14 protein-coding genes are annotated in these 23,890 nt (G+C 65.0%); 7 read left to right on the forward strand and 7 right to left on the reverse strand.

The genetic code is table 11. The features are described 5' to 3' along the window. Window positions 1-46: 46 nt before the first annotated feature. Window positions 47-1,198: an ABC transporter substrate-binding protein gene (locus MGMSRV2_RS17370; RefSeq protein ID WP_024081681.1), complete on the reverse strand. Its 1,152-nt coding sequence runs from the start codon at window positions 1,196-1,198 to the stop codon at window positions 47-49. 368 nt (window positions 1,199-1,566) lie between these two features. Here MGMSRV2_RS17370 and paaX point away from each other — a divergent pair, with 368 nt between their 5' ends. The 6 genes from paaX to MGMSRV2_RS17400 are packed head-to-tail and all read left to right on the forward strand — an operon-like array spanning window position 1,567 to window position 14,670. Continuing rightward, complete coding sequence (gene paaX, locus MGMSRV2_RS17375; protein ID WP_041633741.1) at window positions 1,567-2,514, forward strand: phenylacetic acid degradation operon negative regulatory protein PaaX; 948 nt, start codon at window positions 1,567-1,569, stop codon at window positions 2,512-2,514. A gap of 40 nt (window positions 2,515-2,554) precedes the next feature. Further along, the gene (locus MGMSRV2_RS17380) at window positions 2,555-7,393 is read left to right on the forward strand and encodes an alpha-2-macroglobulin family protein (RefSeq protein WP_024081683.1); all 4,839 of its coding nucleotides are present in this window, start codon (window positions 2,555-2,557) and stop codon (window positions 7,391-7,393) included. Then, window positions 7,390-9,426 carry a penicillin-binding protein 1C gene (pbpC, locus tag MGMSRV2_RS17385; protein WP_024081684.1) on the forward strand — a complete coding sequence of 679 codons (2,037 nt, stop codon included), beginning with the start codon at window positions 7,390-7,392 and terminating at the stop codon, window positions 9,424-9,426. The genes MGMSRV2_RS17380 and pbpC overlap by 4 nt, the downstream gene beginning before the upstream one ends. Before the next feature lie 47 nt (window positions 9,427-9,473). Beyond that, on the forward strand, window positions 9,474-10,730 hold the full coding sequence (locus tag MGMSRV2_RS17390) for a glycosyltransferase family 4 protein (protein ID WP_024081685.1): 1,257 nt from the start codon (window positions 9,474-9,476) through the stop codon (window positions 10,728-10,730). Window positions 10,731-10,780: 50 nt separating this feature from the next. Continuing rightward, window positions 10,781-12,697, forward strand: a complete 1,917-nt coding sequence (locus MGMSRV2_RS17395; protein WP_052589129.1) for a polysaccharide biosynthesis protein — start codon at window positions 10,781-10,783, stop codon at window positions 12,695-12,697. Then, window positions 12,697-14,670, forward strand: coding sequence for a heparinase II/III family protein (locus tag MGMSRV2_RS17400; RefSeq protein WP_024081687.1), 1,974 nt, complete (start codon window positions 12,697-12,699; stop codon window positions 14,668-14,670). Before MGMSRV2_RS17395 ends, MGMSRV2_RS17400 begins: the two co-directional genes overlap by 1 nt. On the opposite strand, the gene MGMSRV2_RS17405 is transcribed toward MGMSRV2_RS17400, so the two are convergent. From MGMSRV2_RS17405 to MGMSRV2_RS17430, 6 genes are all read right to left on the reverse strand, one after another. Further along, window positions 14,667-16,313: a B12-binding domain-containing radical SAM protein gene (locus MGMSRV2_RS17405; RefSeq protein ID WP_024081688.1), complete on the reverse strand. Its 1,647-nt coding sequence runs from the start codon at window positions 16,311-16,313 to the stop codon at window positions 14,667-14,669. The two genes, MGMSRV2_RS17400 and MGMSRV2_RS17405, sit on opposite strands and share 4 nt — an antisense overlap. Before the next feature lie 49 nt (window positions 16,314-16,362). Beyond that, window positions 16,363-17,361, reverse strand: coding sequence for a methyltransferase domain-containing protein (locus MGMSRV2_RS17410; protein WP_024081689.1), 999 nt, complete (start codon window positions 17,359-17,361; stop codon window positions 16,363-16,365). Then, on the reverse strand, window positions 17,358-17,900 hold the full coding sequence (gene gmhB, locus MGMSRV2_RS17415) for a D-glycero-beta-D-manno-heptose 1,7-bisphosphate 7-phosphatase (protein WP_024081690.1): 543 nt from the start codon (window positions 17,898-17,900) through the stop codon (window positions 17,358-17,360). Before gmhB ends, MGMSRV2_RS17410 begins: the two co-directional genes overlap by 4 nt. 3 nt (window positions 17,901-17,903) lie before the next feature. Continuing rightward, entirely contained in the window at window positions 17,904-18,635 is a 732-nt protein-coding gene (locus MGMSRV2_RS17420; RefSeq protein WP_024081691.1) for a J domain-containing protein, read from the reverse strand. 103 nt (window positions 18,636-18,738) lie between these two features. Further along, entirely contained in the window at window positions 18,739-21,261 is a 2,523-nt protein-coding gene (locus tag MGMSRV2_RS17425) for a sensor domain-containing protein (protein ID WP_084028322.1), read from the reverse strand. Between the two features lie 89 nt (window positions 21,262-21,350). Then, window positions 21,351-22,301 (reverse strand): UDP-glucuronic acid decarboxylase family protein, encoded by a 951-nt coding sequence (locus MGMSRV2_RS17430; protein WP_024081693.1) that lies wholly within the window; start codon window positions 22,299-22,301, stop codon window positions 21,351-21,353. 203 nt (window positions 22,302-22,504) lie between these two features. On the opposite strand from MGMSRV2_RS17430, the gene ffh reads away from it, so the two are divergent. Beyond that, on the forward strand, window positions 22,505-23,872 hold the full coding sequence (gene ffh / locus MGMSRV2_RS17435; protein ID WP_024081694.1) for a signal recognition particle protein: 1,368 nt from the start codon (window positions 22,505-22,507) through the stop codon (window positions 23,870-23,872). The last annotated feature ends 18 nt before the right edge of the window (window positions 23,873-23,890 follow it).

The raw sequence follows: 23,890 nt of genomic DNA on the forward strand, positions 1-23,890 counted from the left end.
GCGGCAAGACGGAGTCCCGGACGGTTAAAGTTCGCAACGCTTCAGGTCAGTCGACCATCTTCCAGTCGCCCTTGCTGATTTCCACCATGTGGAAGGCCGACAGGTTCAGACCCATGTGGTCGGTGGCCGACATGGAAACGATGCCGCCGGTACCCACATAGCCCGAAGTCTTCTCGATCTCGTCGCGGACCTTGGCCTTGTCGCTGGAGCCGGCGCGCAAGATCGCCGCCAGGGCGATCTGCAAACCGTCATAGGCATGACCGGCGAAGGTCGAGACCTCGGTCTTGAAGGCGGCTTCGTATTCGCTCTTGAAGGCGGTGACCACCGGCTTTTGCGGATCGGTGGCGGCCAGCTGGCTGGCGATGACCAGACCGGCGGCAGGCAGACGCACGCCTTCCGAGGCATCGCCGGCCAGACGGATGAAGTCCTTGGAGGCGACACCATGGGACTGGTACAGCGGCTGGGTGATGCCCAATTGCTTGTAGTTCTTGGTGACGATGGCCGGGCCCTGGCCGAAGCCGAAATTGAAGATGGCCTGCACGCCAGCGGTGTTCTTGATCTTGGTCAGCTGGGCGGTGACGTCGGGGTCTTTGGGCGAATAGACCTCGTCGGCGACGATCTCGATGCCGTATTGGGGCGCGACCAGCAGCGACTGGTCATGGCCCGACTTGCCGAAGCCGGCATTTTCCGAAATCAGCGCCACCTTGGTCAGGCCGCGCTTCTTCATGTCCGAGAACACCTTCTCAGCCGCCATGCGGTCGGTGTGCGGGGTCTTGAACACCCATTTCTTCACCGGGTCGACGATGTCGATGCCGCCGGCCAGGGAAATGAACGGAACCCCGGCCGGGTCGGCGATCTTGATCGCCGCCATGGAGGTACCGGTGGTGGTGCCGCCGATCAGGATGTCGACGTTGTCGCTTTGGATCAGGCGCTTGGCGAAGGTCGCCGCCTTGTCCGGGGCGCCGCCGTCGTCATAGACGGTCAGTTCGATCTTGCGACCCTGGACGCCGCCTTGCTTGTTCAGCCGGTCCACATACATTTCCAAGGTCTTCTTTTCCGGCTCGCCCAGAAACGACGCAGGGCCGGTCACCGACAGGAACGCACCGATCTTCACCGGATCGGCGGCCTGGGCGGTCCAGGATACGGCCAAGGCGCAGCCGGCAACAGCCAGACTCGCCAGAGTCTTCAATCCACGCATCTTTTTTCCTCCCTGTGGTCGATTATGACCATCATGTTTCCACTTTATCCGGCGACATTGGAAAATTTCGTAACGCAAGTGCGAAAGGAAAAATCCTGGCAATCAGCGGAGTAACGGACATCTTTGATTTTTATCGCATCTGATATGATGCTTTTTTAGAATATTTCCGAAGCATATTGTATCGGTTCCAGCCTGTCAACGGCACTGCGCCGACCGTGGTTATGAATAAAGAAACTTGTTACATGATGCAGAATATTGAATCGACTCTAATTTTGCAATGCTGCGGACCCGCGTGAAAAACTTCGGTTGCGCCGCCAAGCCGCTTGGCTAGGATGGGCGCACGCAGCCACACCGGTGACACTCAAGGCATGAGCGCCAAATCCCGCCTGGATGACATGGTCCAAGCCACCCTGGAACAGCTTCGCCCCAAGGCGAAATCGCTGATCGTCACCGTTTACGGCGATGCCATCCTGCCCCATGGCGGTTCCGCCTGGCTGGGCAGCCTGATCCGGCTGGTCGAACCCTTCGGCCTTAACGAGCGCATTGTCCGCACCTCGGTGTTCCGGCTGTCCAAGGAAGACTGGCTGACCTCGTCCCATGTGGGGCGGCGCAGTTATTACAGTCTGACCGAGACCGGACGGCGGCGGTTCGAGGCGGCGCATCGGCGCATCTACTCCTATGCGCGGCGGCCTTGGGACAAGCAATGGACCATGGTCTTCACCAATCTGACCGGCACCGAAGGCGAGCGGCGCGAGGCGCTGCGCCGTGATCTCGGCTGGCTAGGCTTCGGCCAGTTGTCGCCCGGTGTCATGCTCCATCCCGATCCCGATCAGGCCGCGGTGCGTCAGGCCCTGATCGACGCCGAGGCGGGCGAGCAGGCGGTGGTCATGCGCGCTTCCGCCGAAAGCTGGGTGGCGCCCGAGGCGCTGCGCGACGTCATCCGCACCTGCTGGGACCAGGACCGGTTGGCCCACGACTATCTGGGTTTCCTCGATATCTTCCGGCCCTTGTGGCGGGCGTTGGACGGCTTGAGCGAGCCCGACCCGGAAACCTGTTTCCTGGTGCGATCCTTGCTGATCCACGGCTATCGCCGGGCGCTGCTGCGCGATCCCATGCTGCCGGACGAATTGCTGGCCCCCGACTGGCCGGGGGCGGCGGCACGGCTGTTGTGCCGCAACCTGTACCGGCTGGTCCAGGCCCCGGCGGAGCGCCATCTGATGAGCGTGCTGGAAACCGCCGAAGGTCCGCTGCCCGAGGCCAATCCTGCCTTTTTCGCCCGTTTCGGCGGTCTGGCCTTGCCCGACGCCGCCGCCTGATCGATAGTTTCCCGGCCAGTTGTGGGCCAGGGGAACCATCATGCAGCGCGGACTTGCCTTCATCGCCGTTTCCATCGTGGCCGGGGCGGCTGCCCTGGGGGCCTGGGGCACCCATGATCTGCGTCCGGCGGTGCAGCCCGTCGTCGCCGCCATCGAGGCGCCGCCGCCGCGATCCGGTGACGTGGCGCCGCTGGCCTCGGTCAATCCCGGGCTCGATCAGGTCAAGCCCAGCCCTGGCGTGCTGACCTATCAACGCCTGATCACCAATGCCGAGAGCGACACGCCGGAAGCCTGTCTGGTGTTTTCCGCCCCGCTGGACCCAGGAATCGCCTATCAGGATTATCTGACCATCCCGACCCAGCCGCGCCCCGGCCTGCGGGTGGATCAGGCGCGGCTGTGCGTGAGCGGTCTTGCCTTTGGCCGCGAACACGCCGTCACCATGAAGGCCGGGCTGCCGGCTGCCGACGGCAGCAAGCTGGCCGCCGATACCAAGCTGTCGGTGAGTTTCGGCGACCGCCCGCCGCAGGTGGCTTTCGGCCCCGGCTTCATCCTGCCGCGCCACAGCGGCGACGGCCTGCCGGTGACCACCGTCAACGCGCCGCGGCTGGAGATGAAGCTGTACCGGGTGGGCGACCGCCTGCTCGCCCGCATGCGCCAGGATCTGGTGGACGAAAAAACCGTCTATCCCTATCAGGCCGGCGAGTACGCCGATGACGAAGGCCGGCTGGTGTGGTCGGGCGGCATGGACATCAAGGGCGAACGCAACGAAAGCACCATCAGCCTGTTCCCCCTGGCCCAGGCCATGGGCAAGCCCGAGCCGGGCGCCTATCTGCTGGTCGCCGCCTTGCCCAAGGTCGGCAAGGAAGACGTCAGTGACGAATATGATTACCGCCCCATCGCCGGCCAATGGGTGGTGCATTCCGATCTCGGCCTGACCTCGTTTCGCGGTGATGACGGCCTGACCGTGTCGGTGCGCTCCCTGGGCAGCGCCAAGGCCAAGCCGGGGGTGCGCCTGACCCTGATCGCCCGCAACAACGACGAGTTGGCCCAGGCGGTGACCGATGCCGAGGGCCGCGTCCATTTCGCCCCCGGCCTGCTGCGCGGCCAGGGCGGCATGGCCCCAGTGATGGTCATGGCCTATGACGGCGACGACTTCAATTTCCTCGATTTGCGCCGCCCCGATTTCGACCTGTCCGACCGTGGCGACCAGGGCCGCGACCCCGCCGGGCCGGTGGATGCCTTCCTCTATACCGAACGCGGTATCTATCGCCCCGGTGAAAGCATCGAGTTGGTGACCTTGCTGCGCGATCCCGATGTGCGCGCCATCGCCAATGCCACCCCCATCCTGTCGGTGCTGCGTCCCGACGGGCGCGAATATCGCCGTTTCACCGCCGCCGATCGCGGTGCCGGCTCGTATCACCTCACCATTCCCTTGCCGAAAAGCGCCAATCGCGGCCTGTGGCGCATCAATGCCCTGATGGACCCCAAGGGCGAGCCGGTGGGCACGGTGCAGATCGACGTGCAGGATTTCGTCCCCCAGCGTCTGGCGCTCGACATCGCCGCGCCGCCCGCGCTTTTGCGCCCCGGCCAGGACATCGCCTTGGATGTGGCCGGGCGCTTCCTCTATGGCGCCCCTGCCGCCCATCTGGGCGGCGAGGCCGAGCTGACGCTGGAAGCCGATCCCAATCCGTTCCCCCAACACAAGGGCTTCGTTTGGGGGGTGGATGGCGGCAAATATGCCGGCGAGCGGGTGACCCTGAAGCTGGCCGACACCGATGAAGCCGGCAAGACCCGGGTGACCGGGGCGTTGCCTGCGCGCATGGACAGCCCGGTGCCGGTGCGGGCGGTGCTGAACGTGGCCCTGCGCGAGCCGGGCGGGCGCACCACCTCGGATCAGGTGATGGCGCCGGTGGCGCTGGGGCCGCTGGCCCTGGGCCTGCGCCCGCATTTCGACGGTGTGGCGCCGCAAAATCAGGACAGTGTGTTCGATGTGCTGGCGGTGGACGAAACCGGCAAGCCAGTGGCCACCGATCAGGTCGAGTACCGCCTGTTCCGCGATGTCTCCACCTGGCAATGGTATCGCGCCAATGGTGAATGGCGCTATCAGCGCGTCGCCAAGGAAAGCCAGATCGCCGGCGGCACCCTGACGGTGGGTGCCGACAAGCCGGCACAGGTGCGGCAGACTCTGAGCTGGGGCAGCTATCGCCTCGAGATGCGCAAACAAGGCGTGCTCACCAGCAAGGCTTTTTATGTGGGCTGGTACGGCCAGGCCAGCGCCGACCGTCCCGACCGCCTGAAGGTGGGCGCCGACCGTCCCGGTTATGCGCCGGGCGACAAGGCGCGTGTGCGGGTGGAAACCGATCAGGGCGGCGAGGCCCTGCTGGTCATCGCTAATGAACGGGTCCAGCACGTGCAAAGCGTCACCCTGGCCCCTGGTGGTGGCGAGATCGCGGTGGAGATGAAGCCGGAATGGGGACCGGGCGCCTATGCCCTGGTCACCTTGTACCGCCCGTTGACCGACAAGGTCAGTCACGCGCCGGTGCGCGCCGTCGGCACCGTCTGGCTGGGGCTCGACCCGGCGCGGCGAACCTTGGCGGTGACGCTGGAGGCCCCCGACAAGATCATTCCGCGTCAGCGTCTGACCGTGCCGGTCAAGGTCTCGGGCGGCGACCAGGCGTTCGTCACCCTGGCGGCGGTGGATCAGGGCATCTTGCAACTGACCCGCTTCAAGACGCCGTCGCCCACCGGCCATTATCTGGTCCAGCGCCGTCTGGGCGTGGGCATGCGCGACGATTACGGTCGTCTGATCCGTGGCCTGCCCGGCCAGGGCGACGACCAGGGCGGCGATGCCATGGGCCGTGGCCTCGACGTGGTGCCGACGCGCACGGTGGCGCTGTTCTCCGGCGTGGTGCCGGTTAAGGACGGTATCGCCAGCATCGAGCTGGACATCCCCGATTTCCAGGGTGAATTGCGCCTGATGGCGGTGGCCTTCGACGGCACCAAGCTGGGCTCGACCGAGCGCCGGCTGACCGTGCGCGATCCGGTGGTGGCGGAAATGATCCTGCCGCGCTTCCTCGCCCCCGGCGACCGGGCCGCCGCCACCGTGCTGTTGCACAATCTGTCCGGGGCGGCGGGGGATTTCCGCCTGGATTTGACCAGCGACGGGCCGGTGCATCTGGCCGAACAGCGCACGGAAACGCTGGCGGCGGGGGAACGGCGCATTCTGTCTCTGCCCATCCGGGCGGATCAGCCGGGCATCGCCAATCTGGGCCTGATCGTCTCGGGCCCCGACAATTTCGCCGTCAGCCGCACCTGGCCCATCCAGGTGCGCCCGGCCCAGGCGCCGGTCAGCGTGCAGAACACCGTCTCGCTGGCCGCCGGAGCCCAGGAAAAGCTGGATGGGCAAATCCTCGACGCCTATCTGCCGGGCAGCGCCCAGGTGTCGCTCAGCCTGTCGCGCTGGCAGGGGCTGGATGTACCCGGCATGTTGCGCTGGCTCGACCGCTATCCCTATGGCTGCCTGGAACAGACCACCAGCCGCGCCTTACCGCTGCTTTATTTCAACGATCTGGCCGCCATGGCCGGCACGGCCCAGGATGCCAACGCCGATGCCCGCATCCAGCAGGCGGTGGACCGGGTGCTGACCATGCAGGGGGTGGATGGTTCCTTCCGCATGTGGGGGCCGTGGGGCGACGATGCCAATGCGTGGCTGTCGGCTTTCGCCCTCGACTTCCTCGACCGCGCCGCCGCCAAGGGCTTCGACGTCCCCGAGGCGCCGCGCGCCCTGGGCCGGCGCTGGCTGGCGGCGGACGCCTTCACCGATTCACGCCCCGAGGTCAAGGCCTATGCCGCCTTCCTGCTGGCCCGCGCCGGCAAGGCCAATGCCAGTGATCTGCGTTATTTCTTCGACAGTGCTCCACCCAAGGGGGCCATGGCCTGGGCCCATCTGGGCGCGGCTTTGGACAGTGTGGGTGAACGCGCCCGCGCGGCCCTGGCCTTCGACCGGGCCCGCCAAGCCCTGAACAGCAATCCCAGCGGCTATAAACCACTGCCCTATGGCAGCTATGTCCGCGACGTCTTCGCCGTCGCCGCTATCATGGCCGAGGCCGGACGATCGGCACAAATCCCCGATCTGCTGGCCATGGGCTTTCAGCAGAACGTTCAGGCCGAGCAGACCACCACTCAGGACAAGGCGTGGATTCTGATGGCTGCCGCCGCGCTCGGCAAGAATGCCGGCCAAGTGGCGGTGCAGGTGGACGGCAAGGCCGTGGGCAAGGGCGATCCGGTGGCCATGGCCCTGGATGTGGCCGCCCTGACCCGTGGGGTGAGCATCGACAATACCGGCAGCGGCGCCATCTTCCGCACCCTGTCGGTGGACGGCATCCCGGCGCAGGAAGTACCGGCCCAGGAAAACGGTGTCGGCTTGTCCAAGCAGGTGTTCAGCCTGGACGGTCAGCCCGTGGATCTGGCCCAGGTCAAGCGCAACGACCGGCTGGTGGTGGTGCTGGAAATGAACGCCCACGGCAAGCGGGCCGGCGATTATGCCCTGCTCGACCTGTTGCCGGCGGGGCTGGAGGCGGAAGGGGTGATCAAGGCGGATCAGCCCGGCTATCCCTGGCTGAGCGGCATCACCGACCCCAGCATGCGCGAACTGGGCGACGACCGTTTCATCGCCGTGCAAACCCTGCCGCGTTATGTCCGTGGCCCCGATCAGCCGGAATGGGAACAGGGTAATCCGGTCCATACGGTCAAGCTGGCCTATGTGGTGCGTGCGGTGGGCTTGGGTGAATTCGCCATGCCGGCGGCACTGGCCGAGCACATGTACGCGCCGGGCATCACCGCCCGCACCGCCATGGGCCGGCTCGGCATCGTGGAATGACCCGCCGCCGCCTGCTGGCGGTGGGTGGGGTGCTGCTGGCCCTGGTCTTGGGGCTGGGATTGGCCGATCTGCTGTTGCCGCCGGATTTGACCCGGCTGCACCGGCAATCGGCGGTGGTCGAGGACAGCAGCGGCACTTTGCTGCGCCCCTTCGCCCTGGCCGACGGCACCTGGCGGCTGGACAGCGACCCGGCACGGATCGCACCGCTTTATCTGGCCATGCTGCGCGAGATGGAGGATGGCCGTTTCGGCTGGCATCCCGGCATCGACCCGCTGGCCCTGACCCGTGCCGCCTTCCAGGCGGTGAGCCAAGGCCGGGTGGTGTCGGGCGGCTCGACCTTAAGCATGCAATTGGCCCGACTGCTTGACCCCAAGCCGCGCACTATGGCGGCCAAGCTGACCGAGATGGCCCGCGCCGTGCAATTGCAGATGCGCCTGGGGACAGCCGGGGTGCTGCGCGCCTATGTCACCTTGGCCCCGTTCGGTGGGCGGGTGGAAGGGGTCAGGGCCGCGTCGCTGGCCTGGTTCGGGATCGAGCCGGCCCATCTCGGCCCGGCCCAGGCGGCGTTGTTGGCGGCCTTGCCGCAATCGCCGGAACGCCTGCGCCCCGACCGTCATCCGCAGGCGGCGAAAGCGGCGCGCGACCGCGTGCTGGATCGCGCGGTGGGGGCCGGCTTGCTGTCCGCCGACGTGGCCCAGGCGGCCAAGGCCGAGGCCTTGCCCACCTTCCAGCGCGACCTGCCGATGTTGGCGCCGCATCTGGCCGAACGTCTGAGCGCCGAGGGTGACAAGCGGATCAGGACCACGATCGACGGCAATTTGCAGCGGGTGGTCGAGGGACTGGCCCGTGCCCTGTCCGCTGGCTGGGATGACGGGGCCGAACTGGCCTTGCTGGTGGTGGCCAATGACGGGCGGCGGGTGCTGGCCCATGTGGGCAGCGGCGATTGGCGGCGCTGTCAGGTCGATCTGACGCGGGCGTCACGCTCGCCCGGATCGACGCTCAAGCCGTTCATCTATGCCCTGGCCTTCGATGATCTGTCATTGCATCCCGGCACCTTGATCGAGGATGCGCCGCAACGCTTCGGCCTGTGGCTGCCACGCAATTTCGACCAGGACAGCCACGGGGTGATGACCGCGCGCGAGGCGTTGCAGCGGTCCTTGAACATCCCCGCCGTGCTGGTGCTGGATCAGGTGGGGCCGGTGCGGCTGGCGTCGCTGCTGCGGCAAGTGGGGGCGGAACTGGCCTTCCCCGCCTTGGCCGAGCCCAGCCTGCCCTTGGCCTTGGGCGGTGTCGGCATGCGACTGGTCGATCTGGTCATGCTTTATGCCGGTCTGGCCGAGGATGGTCTGGTGCGCCCGCTCGCCTTCGTCCACGGAGCGGAAACGCCCACCGGGCGGGCCTTGGTCGGCCAGCCGGCGGCCCGCGCCGTGGTGCAGGCCTTGGAAGGATCGCCGCCGCCACCGGGGGTGGCCTCGGCCCGGCTGACCCAGCGCGGTCGGGCCATCGCCTTCAAGACCGGCACCTCATACGGCTTCCGCGATGCCTGGAGCATCGGCGTGTCGCGCGACTACACCATCGGTGTCTGGGTCGGGCGCCCCGACGGCGCCCCGCGTCCGGGCCAATACGGATTGGCGGCGGCAGCGCCGATCCTGTTCCAGCTGTTCGACCTGTTGCCGCCCGACCAGGGCCGTCGCTCGCCGCCGGCCCAGCCCGACCATGCGCTGTATCACGCTCAGCCGCCCGCCGCCCTGGCCCGGCTGAGTGGGCGCGGTGAGGATACGGTGCTGTCCGGTCCGGGCCGTCCACGCATCCTGTTCCCCCCCGACGGCACCACCGTCGAAGCGCTGGCCGACGGCATCGCCTTGGCCGCCCAAGGCGGGGTGGCGCCGCTCAAATGGATCGTCGATGGCGTGCCGCTGGCTGACGACGTCCGCTTCTGGCGGCCCGAGGGCGACGGTTTTTCCCGGTTGGTGGTGGTGGACGGCAACGGCCAGCGGGCGGTCTCGACCATTCGGGTGGTGACGGGGCAATAGGGCGCTGATATGGTCTGGCCGTCCGTGAACCATATGGGCGTACGGCCTTGAAAATCCTGTTCCTGACCGAGAATTTCCCGCCTGAAACCAATGCCGCCGCCACCCGCGTCTACGAGCGCGCGCTTTACTGGGTCCGTGACGGCCATCAGGTGACCATCCTGACCTGTGCTCCCAATTTCCCCCAGGGCAAGCTGTTCGACGGCTGGGAAAACAAGTGGCGTCAGGTCCAGCATATGGATGGCCTGCGGGTGGTGCGGGTGAAGACCTATATTTCCGCCAATGAAGGCTTCGCCAAGCGCACGCTGGATTTCGTCAGCTTCATGGCCACCGCCTATGGCGCCGGCCTGTTCGAGGACCGGCCCGACGTGGTCATTTCCACCTCCCCGCAATTTTTCGCAGCTGTCGGCGGCTGGGCCTTGGCCGCCAGCCGCCGCGTGCCCTTCGTCTTCGAGTTGGGCGATCTGTGGCCGCGCTCGATCACCGCCGTCGGCGCCATGAAGCAAAGTCCGGTGATCCGGGCGTTGGAGCGGCTGGAACTGTTTCTGTATCGCCGCTCGGCGGCGGTCATCGCCCTGACCCGCGCTTTCAAGGATGATTTGACCCGCCGCGCCATCGATCTGCGCAAGGTGGCGGTGGTCATCAACGGCGTCGACCTGCCGCGCTATGCGCCGCGTCCGCGTGATGCCGAGTTGGCCGCCGCCTGGGGTCTGGCCGGCAAGTTCGTGCTGGGCTATGTCGGCACCCACGGCATGGCCCATGGCCTGATCAACGTGCTGGATGCGGCCGAACGGCTGAAGGATGACGACCGCATCCGCTTTTTGTTCGTCGGCGCCGGGGCCGAGCGGCAGATGCTGATGGATCAGGCGGCCCAGCGCGGCTTGACCAATGTGGTGTTCCAGGGCATGCAGCCGAAAGAGATGATGCCGCGCATCTGGTCCTTGTGCGACGTGGCGCTGGTGCATCTGAAGGACGACCCGGCCTTCGCCGAGGTCATCCCGTCGAAAATCTTCGAGGCCATGGGCATGGGCCTGCCGTTGTTGCTGGTGGCGCCCGAAGGCGAGGCCAGCCGCATCGTCATCGACGACCGGGCCGGGTTGTGGGTGCCCGCCGCCCAGCCCCGGAAACTGGCGGCGGCGGCGCAAGCCCTGGCCGGCGACGATGCCCATCGGGCTGAACTGGCCGCCGCCAGTCTGGCCGCCGCGCCGCGCCATTCGCGCGAGTATCAGGCCAAACGCTACATGGATGTGCTGGATCTGGTGGTGGCAGGGGCTGGTCCGACCCGCGCCGGCACCATCGAGACCTGACGCAATCCCTTGGACAGCGCCCACCCGTTACGATAACAGTTGCAGCCATGATGCCCCGATTGACATTGCACCGCGGACATATCGCCCTGGTCCATGACTTGGTCATGGCGGCGTTGTCGTTTCTGGTCGCCATTTTCCTGCGCATGGATGCGACCTGGGTGCCCGGCTGGGGGGCAGACATGCTGGTCATTGCCACCGCCTTGTTCACCGCCATCGCCTGCGTGTCGTTTCTGACCGCGCGCATGTACAAGGGGGTGTGGCGCTATGCCAGTGTCAACGATCTGCTGACCATCGCCCGCGGCGCCACCGTCACCGTGGTCGCCTTTTACCTGCTGATGTTTTTGGTTACCCGCTTGCAGGATCTGCCGCGTTCGGTGCTGATCATCAACTGGCTGGTGCTGCTGGCGCTGCTGGGCGGACCGCGTTTCATCTATCGCTCGTGGAAGGACCGCCGCCGCACCGCCAAGCAGGTGGCGGGGGCCGGGCGCATTCCGGTGCTACTGGCCGGGGCCGGTGACGAGGCCGAGCTGTTTTTGCGGGCCACCTCGGCCCCCGATGCCGAATATCGGGCGGTGGGGCTGATCAGCGAGGGCGCCGGTCGGGTCGGGCGCAATATCCATGGCGTCGACGTGCTGGGTGAAATCGGCGATTTCGCTGGAGTGGTCGAGCAATTGCGGGCCAAGGGCCAGGGACCGCAGCGGCTGATCGTCACCGATGACCGTCTGGACGGGTCGGTGGTGCGCCGGCTGTTGGATGAATGCGACCGCCTGGGCCTGACCCTGGCCCGTATCCCGCGCCTGACCGATTTGAAGGACGGGGTCGAGGACAAGCTGAGCCTTCGCCCCATCGCCGTCGAGGATTTGCTGGGCCGTCCACAAAACCTGCTGGACCGCGCCGGGGTCCAGGCCATGCTGACCGGCAAGCGGGTGCTGATCACCGGCGCCGGCGGCTCCATCGGTTCGGAACTGGTGCGTCAGGTCGCCGGTTATGCCCCCGAGATGCTCGCCCTGTTCGATGCTGGCGAGTTCAATCTTTACGCTATCGATCTGGAATTGGCGAAGACTCATCCGGATGTCCCCCGCCGGCCCATGCTGGGCGATGTGCGCGATGGCCAAAGGGTCCGCGCCACCATGGCCGAAATCCGCCCCGACGTGGTCTTCCACGCCGCCGCGCTGAAACATGTGCCGATGGTCGAATGCAACCCGGATGAAGGTCTGCTCACCAACGCCATCGGCACCCGCATCGTCGCCGATGCCTGCGTCGAGGCCGGGGTCAGGGTAATGGTGCAGATTTCCACCGACAAGGCGGTCAATCCCACCAATGTCATGGGGGCGAGCAAGCGGGTGGGCGAGATGTACGCCCAGGCGCTGGACATGGCCGGCGATGGGCACACCCGTTTCGTCACGGTTCGTTTCGGCAACGTATTGGGTTCCACCGGCTCGGTGGTGCCCCTGTTCCAGAAGCAACTGGCCGAAGGCGGACCGCTGACCGTCACCCACCCGGACATGACCCGCTATTTCATGACCGTGCGCGAGGCGGTGGAACTGGTGTTGCAGGCCTCGGCCTTCGGTCTGGCCCATCCCGATTATCGCGGCAAGATTTTCGTCCTCGACATGGGCGAGCCGGTGCGCATCGTCGATCTGGCCCGGCAAATGATCCGGCTGGCCGGCTTGCGCCCCGATGCCGATGTCAAGATCGCCTTCACCGGTCTGCGTCCGGGTGAGAAGCTGTTCGAGGAAATCTTCCACGGCTCCGAACCGCCCATGCCGACCGAGGCCAAGGGTATCTTGCTGGCCTCGCCGCGCTGGGTCGACCGGGCCGAGTTGGGCGGCGCCCTTGATGATCTGGATATCGCCTGCCGCAGCCACCAGGGTGACCGCGCGGTGGCCATCGTCAGCCGGCTGGTGCCGGAATACACCCTGTCGGCCGAGGCCTTGGCCCTGACCGGCGCCACCGAGGCGAAGTAATGTCAGCCCTGCACGCTTTGAAGGTTTTGGCCGCCATGGACCGCAAGGCGGCGGCGGCAAAGGTCGTTTCGGTGTTGGCGCGCCGGGTCAAACAACGCTTCATCGGCGCCCTGATGCGCAATCACTGCACCTATCCGCCGTCCTACGGCCAGGTGCCGCTGGCCCGCCGCCTGCCTGCCCTGGCGGTGACCGATGACGATGGCAGCTTGCGCCGCCGCGCCTTGCTGGCGGCGAGCCACACTTTCGACCTGCTGGGGTCGGGACCGCGAAAGGTGGTCCATCCGGCGGCGAAATATCCCGATTGGCGCGACATCATTGCCGCCGGTCACCATCGCGGCAACCGCAAGCGCGCCGCCAGCCTGCTGGCCATGATCACGACGCCGGGCTATGTGCCGGTGGATTGGCATGTGGATTTCCGCTCGGGCTATCGCTGGCCGGTGCGGGTATGGGGTGGGGCCACCGCCTATGGCCATCGCCACGGTGTCGACGTCAAGGTGCCGTGGGAACTGGGGCGGCTGCAACACCTGCCGCATCTGGCCCTGGCCTATGCCGCCCAGGCGGACGAGCGGCTGGCCACCGAGTTCCACGATCAGGTGTTGGACTTTTTGGGGGCTAATCCACCCGGTTGGGGGGTGCAATGGGCCTGCGCCATGGATGTGGCCATCCGTGCCGCCAATCTGGTGTTGGCCTGGGAAATTTTCACCGCCCATGGCGCCCGCTTCAGTCTGGAATTCGAGGAAGAGCTGGCCTCGTCGCTGTCCGCCCATGCCCGCCATATCGCCCATAATCTGGAATGGTCGCCCCAGCATCGCGGCAATCATTACCTTGCCGATATAGTTGGTCTGGCCTTTGCTGCCTGCGCCTTGCCGCGCGGAACCGAGAGCGATCTGTGGCTGGTCTTTGCCGCCCAGCAGCTGAACGCGGAAATCAAACATCAGTTCCTGGCCGATGGCGGCAATTTCGAGGCCTCCACCGCCTATCATCGCCTGTCGCTGGAAATGGCGCTCTATGCCGTCGCTCTGATCCTGGGGTTGGACGATGACCGTAAGGCGGTGTTCGCCGAATATGATGCCGCCGCCTGGGGTCTGATTCCCAAGGTCGCCCCCGGCCCCATGGCCTGGCCGCCGTTCAGCCCCGAGGTGGTGGAACGGTTGGCTCTAGCCCTGGGTTTCAGCCAGAACGTGACCAAGCCGTCGGGTGACATGGTTCAGGTGGGCGATAACGATTCCGGGCGTTTTTTCATTCTGGAACCGAACCAAAGCCCGCTGGCCTTGGGCTATCTGGTCGATGGTCGTTTGACCCAGGCCATGCTGACCGCCCTGTCCGGCGGTGCCTTGCCGGTGCCACCCCGGTTTGCTGCCACCGTCGCCATCGATGGCGCGATGCCGACGGAAAGCCCGTCGGTGCGGCTGCGGCTGGTTGCCGCCGATCCCACCGCGCTGGATGGACTGGAGACTTTCGCCTGCCCGGATTTCGGCCTTTATGGCTGGAAGAATGGGCGCAGCTTCATTTCCATCCGCTGTGGCCGTCTGCATGACGGTCGTGGAGCCCATGCCCATAACGACCAATTGGCGGTGGAAATCGAAATCGACGGCGTGGCCTGGGTGCGTGATCCGGGCAGCTTCGCCTATACCGGCGATCTCGCCGCCCGCAACGCCTATCGTTCCGCTCTGGCTCATTTCGTCCCCCGCTGCGGCCAAGCGGAACCGGCGGCCCTGAACCAGGGGCCGTTCCACCTGGACGACAGTGCCCAGGCGCGGGTGCTGCGGTTCAGCGGCCAGGATTTCGTCGGCAGCCACCAGGGCTTCGGCGACAGCGTCTGGCGCCGCCTGCGCATCGAGGACGGCGCCATCGTCATCGAGGACGGCCCCGGTGGCGGGGCGGACGAGGTGGTTGTCACCAGCCCCGACCAACTGGCCGTCCTTTGGCGGCTGACCGTGCCGTTTTCCCCCGCCTATGGGGTGCAGGTTTAAGCGGTACCCAACCGCAGGCGGCTTTTGACCTTGGTGAGCAGCGATCCCACTTCGCCGCGCGCGATCATGCGGACGACGATCCAGCCGCGCCGCAGCCAGACCAGGGCGGGATTGCCGCGGAAATCCAACTGATAGCGCCAGGCGGCCAGGATGTTGGCCAGCACGGCGAGGACCGGATTGTGGTGCTTGGCCAGCGACAGAGCCAGCCACCACACCAGCGGATTGCTCCACGGGATCAGATAGACGCAGTTCTCCAGGACTGTTTTTTCATCGAAACGACTTATCACCGGACGATAGACGAAATCGTACAAGGTGCGTTCGGCCACCACCTCTTCCGCCAGATCGGCCTGGGTGATGTGGCCGGCGGCCAAGGCCCGCTGGGTGAATGGGTAATGGGGGAAATACTGCATCTTGTAAGTGTTGAGCTTGAGCGGCTTGGGCATGTCGGCCAGCAGCAGGATGGTTTCGCGCAGAACCTGGGCGGTATCGAAAGGATTGCCCAAGATCAGATCGCATTGCACCTGCACGCCGGTCCCGGCCAGCATGCGGGCGGTTTCCAGCAATTCCACGTTCTTGCCCGGGCGATCCAGCACGGTGTTGCGGATTTCGTCCGATCCCGACTGGATGCCGAAATGCATTTCATACAGCCCGGCCTGGACCAGCGGGCGGATATTGCGTTCCTTGATCAGCTTGGGCACCAGCTCGCAATTGAAGCCGGGAAGCTTTTTCGCCGCATACTTCTCGGCGAATTCCAAGGTCCAGTCGTCGAAGACGCCGAAGACCTCGTCGTTGAAGGACACCAGGCGGGCGCCGGTTTGTCGGGCCAGGCGCTCTTCGACCTGGGCGATGACGTTATCGGGTGACCGCAGACGGATGAAGCGGCCATTGCCCTTGTTCATGGGAATCAGCAAGGCGTTGACGCAGTACGAGCAGACATAGACGCAGCCGCGCCCGGCCATCAGCAGGATTTCATCTTCATCCAACTCGGGGTCGCGGGTCTCCACCTTGTCGTGTTCGATGAACCACATCTTGGCTTCGCCATAAGCCTCGAACGGCAGCACGTCCAGGTTCTGGATCAGGCGGCGCTGACCGCGATCAACGATGGTTCCGTCCCCGTCATGGTGCCACAGACCGCCGATACCGCTGAAATCGCGGCTCCCGGCACCCAGGCGCTCGAAGACGTCAAGCAGCACCAACTCACCTTCGCCCTTACAGGCGTAATCGGCATAGGTCAGGGCTTCATCGGGGGAAATGGTCGGGTGCTTGCCGCCGGCGATGATGGGGGCGTCGCAAATCTCGCGCAGGGCCGCCACCACCCGCCGGGCCGCCGGCACATAGGGGGTCAGCACGCTGATGCCGATGAGGTCCGGGCGTATATCGCCGACCACCCGTTTCAGCAACTGGATTTCATGGTCGCTGATGGGCAGGTGCTGGTTGGTGAAGTTGTTCTTGAAGAACAAGGCGTGGGAATCGATGCCCGCCCGCTCGGCCAGGGCATGAAAGCCGCGCACCGGGAAAGATTTGTAGCAATAGAGCGAAATGAACAGAACCTTGGGTGCACCAGGGGAGACCGGCGTGGCGACGTCGGCCAGGGCGGCCAACTTGTCGAAGGAGGAATCTTCCTCGGTGTGCTTCAGGCTCATGCGGGTATCCTTGGTTGGGCCGAGACTTTAGCAGGCTCGAACATTTATTTCAGCCCTGGTCGGATTGGGGCTTTTCCGCCACCGCCAGACCGGGGCGGCTGTGGATGTTTCGCAAGCCGCATTGCTGAAGAAGGGCGGCGACGTCCGTATGTTTTTGCCGGATTTCGTGGCGGGGGCCGTACCAGTCGAAGGTGTCGAGCAAGGTCCAGGCATATTGCTGGTCGCGGCTGAGGCTGGCATCGTGGCTGGAACAGATGGGCAGGAAGTGGTTGATGATGCGCACCTTACGGATGCCCGACAAGGCTCGCGACAGCGGGAACAGGCCCGCGACCAGCCCCCGGCACAGGGCCAGGGTCCAGTCGGTGGGCAGATGCGGGGTGATCAGCCTGAGGGTGTATTTGACCACCTGCAATTTGGGCCAGAAATCCGCCTCATAGAAATTATAGGCCAGCCGCCCACCCGGTTTCATCTGTGCCGGTAGGGTGCGCATCAATCGTTCCGGGTCCGGGGTGTGCTGGATCACCCCCATGCAGAAGATGCCGTCGAAGGCATCCTTACGCAGCGGCAGATCAAACAGCGACGCTTGGATGGGCTGGACCCTGCCGTCCCACACCATGGTGTTGTCGCGGCAGGCATTGACCGCCGCCGACAGATCCACCGACACCACCCGCGCCCCGTGCTTGGCGGCGATATCGGTGAAGCGTCCGGCGCCGCAGCCGCAATCCAGGATCAGCTTGTCCCTGATCCATTCGGGTTCCCAGCCGGAATCGGCGAGGAAGCGGGTTTCGGACAGGCAATGACCGGACAGGCGGTCGATTTGCAGGCCTTTCCAGTGTTGCCACTGAAAACCGAAATTGCCGCAATAATCCTGGGCGGCACCGACGAAGCGGGGAACACCGTCGCGCACCGGCCACTTGGCCCGACAATGCGGGCATTCCAGGCTGCCATCGATGATCTCGTCGTCCATGGCCCAGTCGACGGCCAGTGTCAGCGCCTGTTCGCCCACGCAATGGGGGCAGACCAGCAGGTCCAGCAGCCAGCGTCTCATGCCTCGTCTCCCAAGATGATGTTTACCGCTGCCGGCAAGTCGGCGACCACGTGATCGGCCTTGCTGGTGGCTGCGTATTTCTCGCCATGGCCGGTCCGCACCAGGAAGGTGGCGGCGCCGATGGCTTTGCCCAATTCCACGTCCACTTCCTTGTCACCGATCACCGTGGATAGTTTGGGATCGAAACCATGCTCCTTCATGGCCTGTTCGGCCATGCCGGGCAGGGGCTTGCGGCAATCGCAATCGTCGTCGGGACCGTGCGGGCAGATATAGATGCCGTCCACAACCACCCCTTCCGCCGCCAGCAGCTGGCCCAGGCGATCATGGATTTCCGCCAGTCGTTCCAGGCTGAAATAGCCGCGCGCGATCCCCGATTGGTTGGTGATGATTGCGATGCCGTAACCGGCACGCCCGAGCCGCGCCAAGGCCGGGCCGACCCCAGGGATCAAGGCCAGATCCGCCGGATCGGACAGGTAATGTTTTTCCACGTTGATGGTGCCATCGCGGTCGATGAGCACGAAACGGCGGGGGCTCGGCACTTTCTACTCCTTCAGGAATTCCATGGCCTGATTCAGCTGGCTCATGCGGTCGTGGCTGCCGTAATTGCTGTCCGGATGGTGGATGGTGGCCAGCATGCGGAAGCGGGCGCGGACCATACGGCGGTCGGGGCGGGCGGTGGGCGGGAAACCCAGGACATGCAAGGCTTCCGCCCGAGAGTTGACGCCGCCGGGCAGGGGGTCGAACGCCAATACGTTGACGATGGCCTGCAAGCGTTCCAATTCCTCGTTCACCGCCGCCAGCGCCTGATGATCGGGGGCGGCGGCCATGGGTTCTGGCTTGGGCTCGGGTTTGATTTCGGGTTCGGGCGGCGGTGGCGCGGCGTTGGGATCTTCCAGTTTCAGCGTCATGTCGCCGCGATCCAGGGTCAGAGCCAGACCCAGGGCGCGACGGATGGCCACCGGATCGTAGCCGGGGACCATGCGCACCTGCAAACGTGGTTTGCGCCGCCAGGGGCGGCCCTGGGACGGGCCCGATTTCAGGATTACCGTTTCGCGGTCGCCGGCCTCGGGGTCGCCGGGATCGGGAAAGCCTTGGATTGCCGAGGGTGGCATCACCAGCAGCACCGAGCGGGCGATATCGCCCACATTGACGTGCCGGCGCGCGGCCAAGGCCTCGATAGAGTCGCGGAAAGCACTGGAGCAGGGGATGGTATAGGAATGCTTGACCACGGAGACGCCACGCGCCCCACCTTGTTCTTGTTTCGTGCCGTCCATGACCGGAGGACTTTCCTCTATCCCTTACAGTGACGAAACGAATAGGCGGGGTTTGGGGTGGCCGTCAACTACAAATGCGGTGACAGCAACTTCTTTTGCAGATTTACGGGGCGGTGCCGCTATTGCGCGGGGCCGGGCCGAAGTGCAGACACTTGCCATCGGCGAGCATCTGGCCCATTTCCGTCGCCGGCAGGGGGCGCGAGAACAGGTAGCCCTGCATCTGGTCGCAGCCCAAGGCGCGAAGAAAATCAAGGTGTTGGGTGTGCTCGACGCCTTCGGCCACCACCTTCATCTTCAACGCCTTGGCCATGGCGACGATGGCATCGACGATAGCCGCGTCGTTAGGATCGGTGATGACATCCATGACGAAGGAGCGATCGATCTTCAGTTTGGTGATGGGAAAGCGCTTCAACACCGACAGCGACGAATAGCCGGTGCCGAAATCGTCGATGGAACAGGAAATCCCCATGTCCTTCAGGGTCTGGACCACGGCAATGGCGCTGTCGGCATCGCGCATGGCCGAGCTTTCGGTCAGCTCGATTTCCAAATAGCGCGGGTCCAGGCCCGATTCCCCCAGACTGGTTTCCAGCGCGGTGATCAGGCGGCGGGCATATTGAAACTGGCGGCCCGACACGTTGACGGCCACCGGAATGGGGCGAAAGCCGGAATCCTGCCATTGCTTGTTCTGCCGCGCGCATTGGGCCAGCATGGATTCGCAGATGCCGTCGATCAGTCCCGATTCCTCGGCGACGGGAATGAATTCACCGGGGCTGACCATGCCCAGTTCCGGATTGTTCCAGCGCACCAGGGCTTCCATGCCGACGATGGCGCCGGTGACCAGATCCACCTGGGGCTGGTAATAGGGGACGAACTCGCCATGCTCCAGGCCGCGGCGCAGCTTGTTTTGCAGCGACAGGGTCTTGGCCGCGCGTGAGCTCATTTCCTTGGTGAAGAATTGCAGCGTCGCCGGACCCTGGCTCTTGGCCCGCTGCAACGCCGCCTCGGCATTCTTGATCAGGGTTTCGGCGTCCTCGCCGTCGCGCGGGAACAAGGCGACGCCGACCGAGGTCGAGACCTCGAACTCGTCGCCGGCCACATGCACCGCCGATTGGGCCAGGCCGTGGATACGCTCCACCATCTCGGTCAGCTCGCGGCGCGAGGTGTGGCCGGACAGCAGCACCAGGAAGCGGTCACCCGAGGCCCTGGCCATGATGTCGTTGCGGCTGAGTCCGGATTGGACGATGTCGGCGGACGCGGTCAGCACCTGATCGCCGACCGAATGGCCCATGGTGGCATTGATGATGCCGAAGCGGTCGATGCCCAAGGACAGCACCGCCAGCAATTGATGCGAGCGGGCGGCGTTCTCGCGGGCACCGGCGAAGCGTTCAAGGAAAGCGGTGCGGTTGGGCAGCCGGGTCAGTGGATCGTAATAGGCCAGGAAGGATAGCCGTTGTTCGGCTGTCTTCCTTTCGGTGACGTCCAGCATGACGCCGTCCCATACCACCGAGCCATTGGGGCGCCGATTGGGGCGCGACTGGCCGCGCAGCCAGCGCCGGCGTCTGCCGGCGCCGAACACCGCCATTTCCTCGTCCAACGGTTCCAGCGTCTCCGCCGACCGGGCCAAGGCCGCCAGGAACAATTTTTGCTCGTCGGCGGTCATGCATTGCAAGAACAGTTCCGGGTCTTCCAGCAATTCTTCCGGCTCGACGCCCAGGAAGGTGCGGCAACCTTCGCTGACATAGGTGAAGCGCATGGTGCCATCGGGGCCAAGGACGCGCTGGAACACCATGCCCGGCATGTTGCCGGCGATGGCGCGCAGGCGCTGCTCGCTTTCCAACAGAGCGTTTTCCGTCGCCTTGCGCTGGGTAATGTCGCGCCCGATGCCGACGAACAGCCGATGGCCTTCCATGCGCACTTCGCTGGTGGTCAGTTCCAGCGGAAACTGGTCGCCGTTCTTGCGGATGCCGGTCAGCTCGCGCGGGCGACCGTCGCTGACGGCAGCCAGGAAGCCGCCGTTGCCCCCGCCGTTTTCGGCCAGCAGATCATCCATGGCCCGTCCGGCCAGATCGCTGGCGGCCCAGCCGAACAGAGCTTCGGCGGCGGTATTGGCGCTGTCGATCATCCCGGCTTCGTCGAGGATGAGAATGGAATCGGCGGCATGCTCCATCAGCATGTCCAGGCGGAACTCGGCGCGGCGCCCGTCGGTGACGTCGATCAGCACGCCGTCCCACACCACCTGACCGTTTTCCAGCCGGGGGGTAGAGGCGCCGCGCAGCCAGCGCACCTGACCGCCCTGGGTAATGGCGCGGAATTCCTCGTCGCAGGGGCGCATATTGGCCGCCGAGTGGCGGATGGCATCCAGATGGCGGTCGCGGTCGGCCCAATGGATGACGTGCAGGCAGCCGTTGCTGTTGACGCCCATGTCTTTGGGGGCGAAGCCCAGAATCTTGGTGACGTTGTCGCTGAACCACGGATAAGCGATGGTGCCGTCGGCATTGAGGCGCCGCAAAAAGCCGAAACCGGGCAGGCTGGCGGTTAGCCCCGCGAACCGCGCGGCCAACGCTTCCGGCGAGGACAGGCCCTCACCGGCGGAATTCGTATCCCAAGCGTTGTTGTTACCGCTCAACGACTCGCCCCCCGTTGTCCAGCGGCTTCTGCCGGTGGACGCAATCGGGATGGTATCGGCGAAGACGGGCCAAGGCAACGGCAACTCGCTTAGGCGTTCAAACGGGCGCGGAAATAATCGATGGTGCGGTGTAGGCCGTCCTCCAGCGCCACCTTGGGTTCCCAGCCCAATTTTTCCCGGGCTTTGGCGATGTTGGGCTGGCGTTGCAACGGATCGTCGGCGGGCAAGGGTTTGATCACCAGCTCGGATTTGGCTCCGGTCAGCTTGATCACCGCCTCGGCCAGTTCGCGGATGGTCATTTCCCGCGGGTTGCCCAGGTTGATGGGGCCGGTGACGTCGTCGGCGCTGTTCATCAGGCGGATGAAACCCTCGATCAGGTCGTCGACGAAGCAGAACGACCGGGTCTGGCTGCCGTCGCCATAAAGGGTGATGGGCCGGCCTTCCAGCGCCTGGACGATGAAGTTGGACACCACCCGACCGTCGTCGGGATGCATGCGCGGACCATAGGTGTTGAAGATGCGGGCGACCTTGATGCGCAAGCCATGCTGGCGGTGATAATCGAAGAACAGGGTTTCGGCGCAGCGCTTGCCCTCGTCATAACAGGCGCGCGGGCCGATGGGGTTGACCGAACCGCGATAATCCTCGGTCTGCGGATGGACTTCCGGGTCGCCATAGACCTCCGAGGTGGAGGCCTGGAAAATCTTGGCATTGATGCGTTTGGCCAGGCCCAGCATGTTGATGGCGCCGTGGACCGAGGTCTTGGTGGTCTGCACCGGGTCGCGCTGGTAATGCACCGGGCTGGCCGGGCAAGCCAAGTTGAAGATCTCGTCCACTTCCAGATAAAGCGGAAAGGTGACGTCGTGGCGGATCAGCTCGAAATAGGGGTTGCCGATCAGGTGGGCGATGTTGTCCTTACTGCCGGTATAGAAATTATCAACGCACAGCACGTCGTGACCATCGGCCAGCAGGCGCTCGCACAGATGCGATCCCAGGAAGCCCGCGCCACCCGTCACCAAAACCCGCTTGCGTGCATATTTCATGATCAGCCCCGGAATACGAAGTCAGCCGTTCTTAAGCCTGAATCCGTTCGCAGGCAAGCCGGGCTTGACTCGGTCGCCGGGAAAGGCGTAAAAAACCAGCCTCTTCAGAGTCTCTGGAGAAATCCGTCACCACGGTGACCCGTCAGTCCGCGAATGTACGCGCACTGGCGCGTTTTCGTTTGGGGCGAATCATAGGAAGGCCGATGTTCGAAAGTCTTAGCCAGCGCCTGTCAGGGGTATTCGACAAACTCACCGGTCGCGGTGCGTTGTCGGAGGCCGATGTCACGGAAGCCCTGCGCGAAGTGCGCGTGGCGCTGCTGGAAGCCGATGTCGCCCTTTCCGTGGTCAAGGATTTCGTCGGTCGGGTCAAGGCCCGCGCAATCGGCCAGGACGTTATCAAGTCGGTGACCCCCGGTCAGCTGGTGGTCAAGATCGTCCATGACGAACTGATTGCCACCCTGGGTACCGATGGTGTCGAGCTGAACCTGAACGCGGTGCCGCCTGCCGTCATTCTGATGGTCGGTTTGCAAGGCTCGGGCAAGACCACCACCTCGGGCAAGCTGGCGGTGCGTCTCAAGAAGGACAAGAAGAAGGTCCTGCTGGCCTCCCTCGACGTCTATCGCCCCGCCGCCCAGCAGCAGTTGGAGATTTTGGCCCGTCAGGCCGATGTCGGTTCGCTTCCCATCATCATGGGTGAGATGCCGGTGGCCATCACCAGGCGCGCCCTGGATGTGGGCCGCAAGGAAGGCTACGACGTCGTCATCCTCGACACCGCCGGTCGCCTGCATATCGACCAGGAACTGATGGCCGAGGTCGCCGCCGTGCGCGACGTGGCCAAGCCGGTGGAAACCCTGCTGGTCGTCGATGCGATGATCGGTCAGGACGCCGTCACCCTGGCCCATGAATTCAACGAGAAAGTCGGCGTCACCGGTATGGTGCTGACCCGCGTCGATGGCGATTCCAGGGGTGGTGCGGCGTTGTCCATGCGCGCCGTCACCGGTCGTCCGATCAAGTTTTTGGGTATGGGCGAAAAGCTCGAGGCGCTGGAGCCTTTCCACCCCGACCGTCTGGCCGGCCGTATCCTCGGCATGGGCGATGTGGTCTCCCTGGTCGAAAAGGCCATGGAGAACATCGAGCAGGACGAGGCGGAAAAGCTCGCCAAGCGCATCGAAAAGGGCAAGTTCGATTTGAACGATATGCTGTCGCAGTTCAAGCAGGTCGAAAAGATGGGTGATCTCAAGGGCATCATCGGCATGCTGCCGGGCCTGGGCAAGATGGCCAACCAACTGAAAGACGCCAAGATCGACGACAAGATGGTGGGCCGGCAAAAGGCCGTCATCCTGTCCATGACCTTGGCCGAGCGCAAGAACCCCGACCTGATCAAGGCGTCGCGCAAGAAGCGCATCGCCGCCGGTTCGGGGGTTTCGGTGCAGGATGTGAACAAGCTTCTGAAGCAGTACCAGCAGATGGCCGACGTCATGAAGAAGGTCGGCAAGCTGGGGCAGAAGGGGCTGATGCGACATGGCCTGGGCGGTTTGATGCCGCCGGGCATGAAAGGGTTCGGTCGCTGATCGGCGACCGGTGAGTTC

Source organism: Magnetospirillum gryphiswaldense MSR-1 v2, assembly GCF_000513295.1.
Lineage (GTDB): Bacteria > Pseudomonadota > Alphaproteobacteria > Rhodospirillales > Magnetospirillaceae > Magnetospirillum > Magnetospirillum gryphiswaldense.

Bases quoted from the DNA above. Each gene is read 5' to 3' on its own strand.
- MGMSRV2_RS17370 (WP_024081681.1), bottom strand. From the start codon at position 1,198: ATGCGTGGATTGAAGACTCTGGCGAGTCTGGCTGTTGCCGGCTGCGCC.
- MGMSRV2_RS17395 (WP_052589129.1), top strand. From the start codon at position 10,781: ATGCCCCGATTGACATTGCACCGCGGACATATCGCCCTGGTCCATGAC.
- MGMSRV2_RS17430 (WP_024081693.1), bottom strand. From the start codon at position 22,301: ATGAAATATGCACGCAAGCGGGTTTTGGTGACGGGTGGCGCGGGCTTC.
- MGMSRV2_RS17400 (WP_024081687.1), top strand. From the start codon at position 12,697: ATGTCAGCCCTGCACGCTTTGAAGGTTTTGGCCGCCATGGACCGCAAG.
- MGMSRV2_RS17420 (WP_024081691.1), bottom strand. From the start codon at position 18,635: ATGGACGGCACGAAACAAGAACAAGGTGGGGCGCGTGGCGTCTCCGTG.
- ffh (WP_024081694.1), top strand. From the start codon at position 22,505: ATGTTCGAAAGTCTTAGCCAGCGCCTGTCAGGGGTATTCGACAAACTC.
- MGMSRV2_RS17405 (WP_024081688.1), bottom strand. From the start codon at position 16,313: ATGAGCCTGAAGCACACCGAGGAAGATTCCTCCTTCGACAAGTTGGCC.
- MGMSRV2_RS17380 (WP_024081683.1), top strand. From the start codon at position 2,555: ATGCAGCGCGGACTTGCCTTCATCGCCGTTTCCATCGTGGCCGGGGCG.
- paaX (WP_041633741.1), top strand. From the start codon at position 1,567: ATGAGCGCCAAATCCCGCCTGGATGACATGGTCCAAGCCACCCTGGAA.
- pbpC (WP_024081684.1), top strand. From the start codon at position 7,390: ATGACCCGCCGCCGCCTGCTGGCGGTGGGTGGGGTGCTGCTGGCCCTG.
- MGMSRV2_RS17410 (WP_024081689.1), bottom strand. From the start codon at position 17,361: ATGAGACGCTGGCTGCTGGACCTGCTGGTCTGCCCCCATTGCGTGGGC.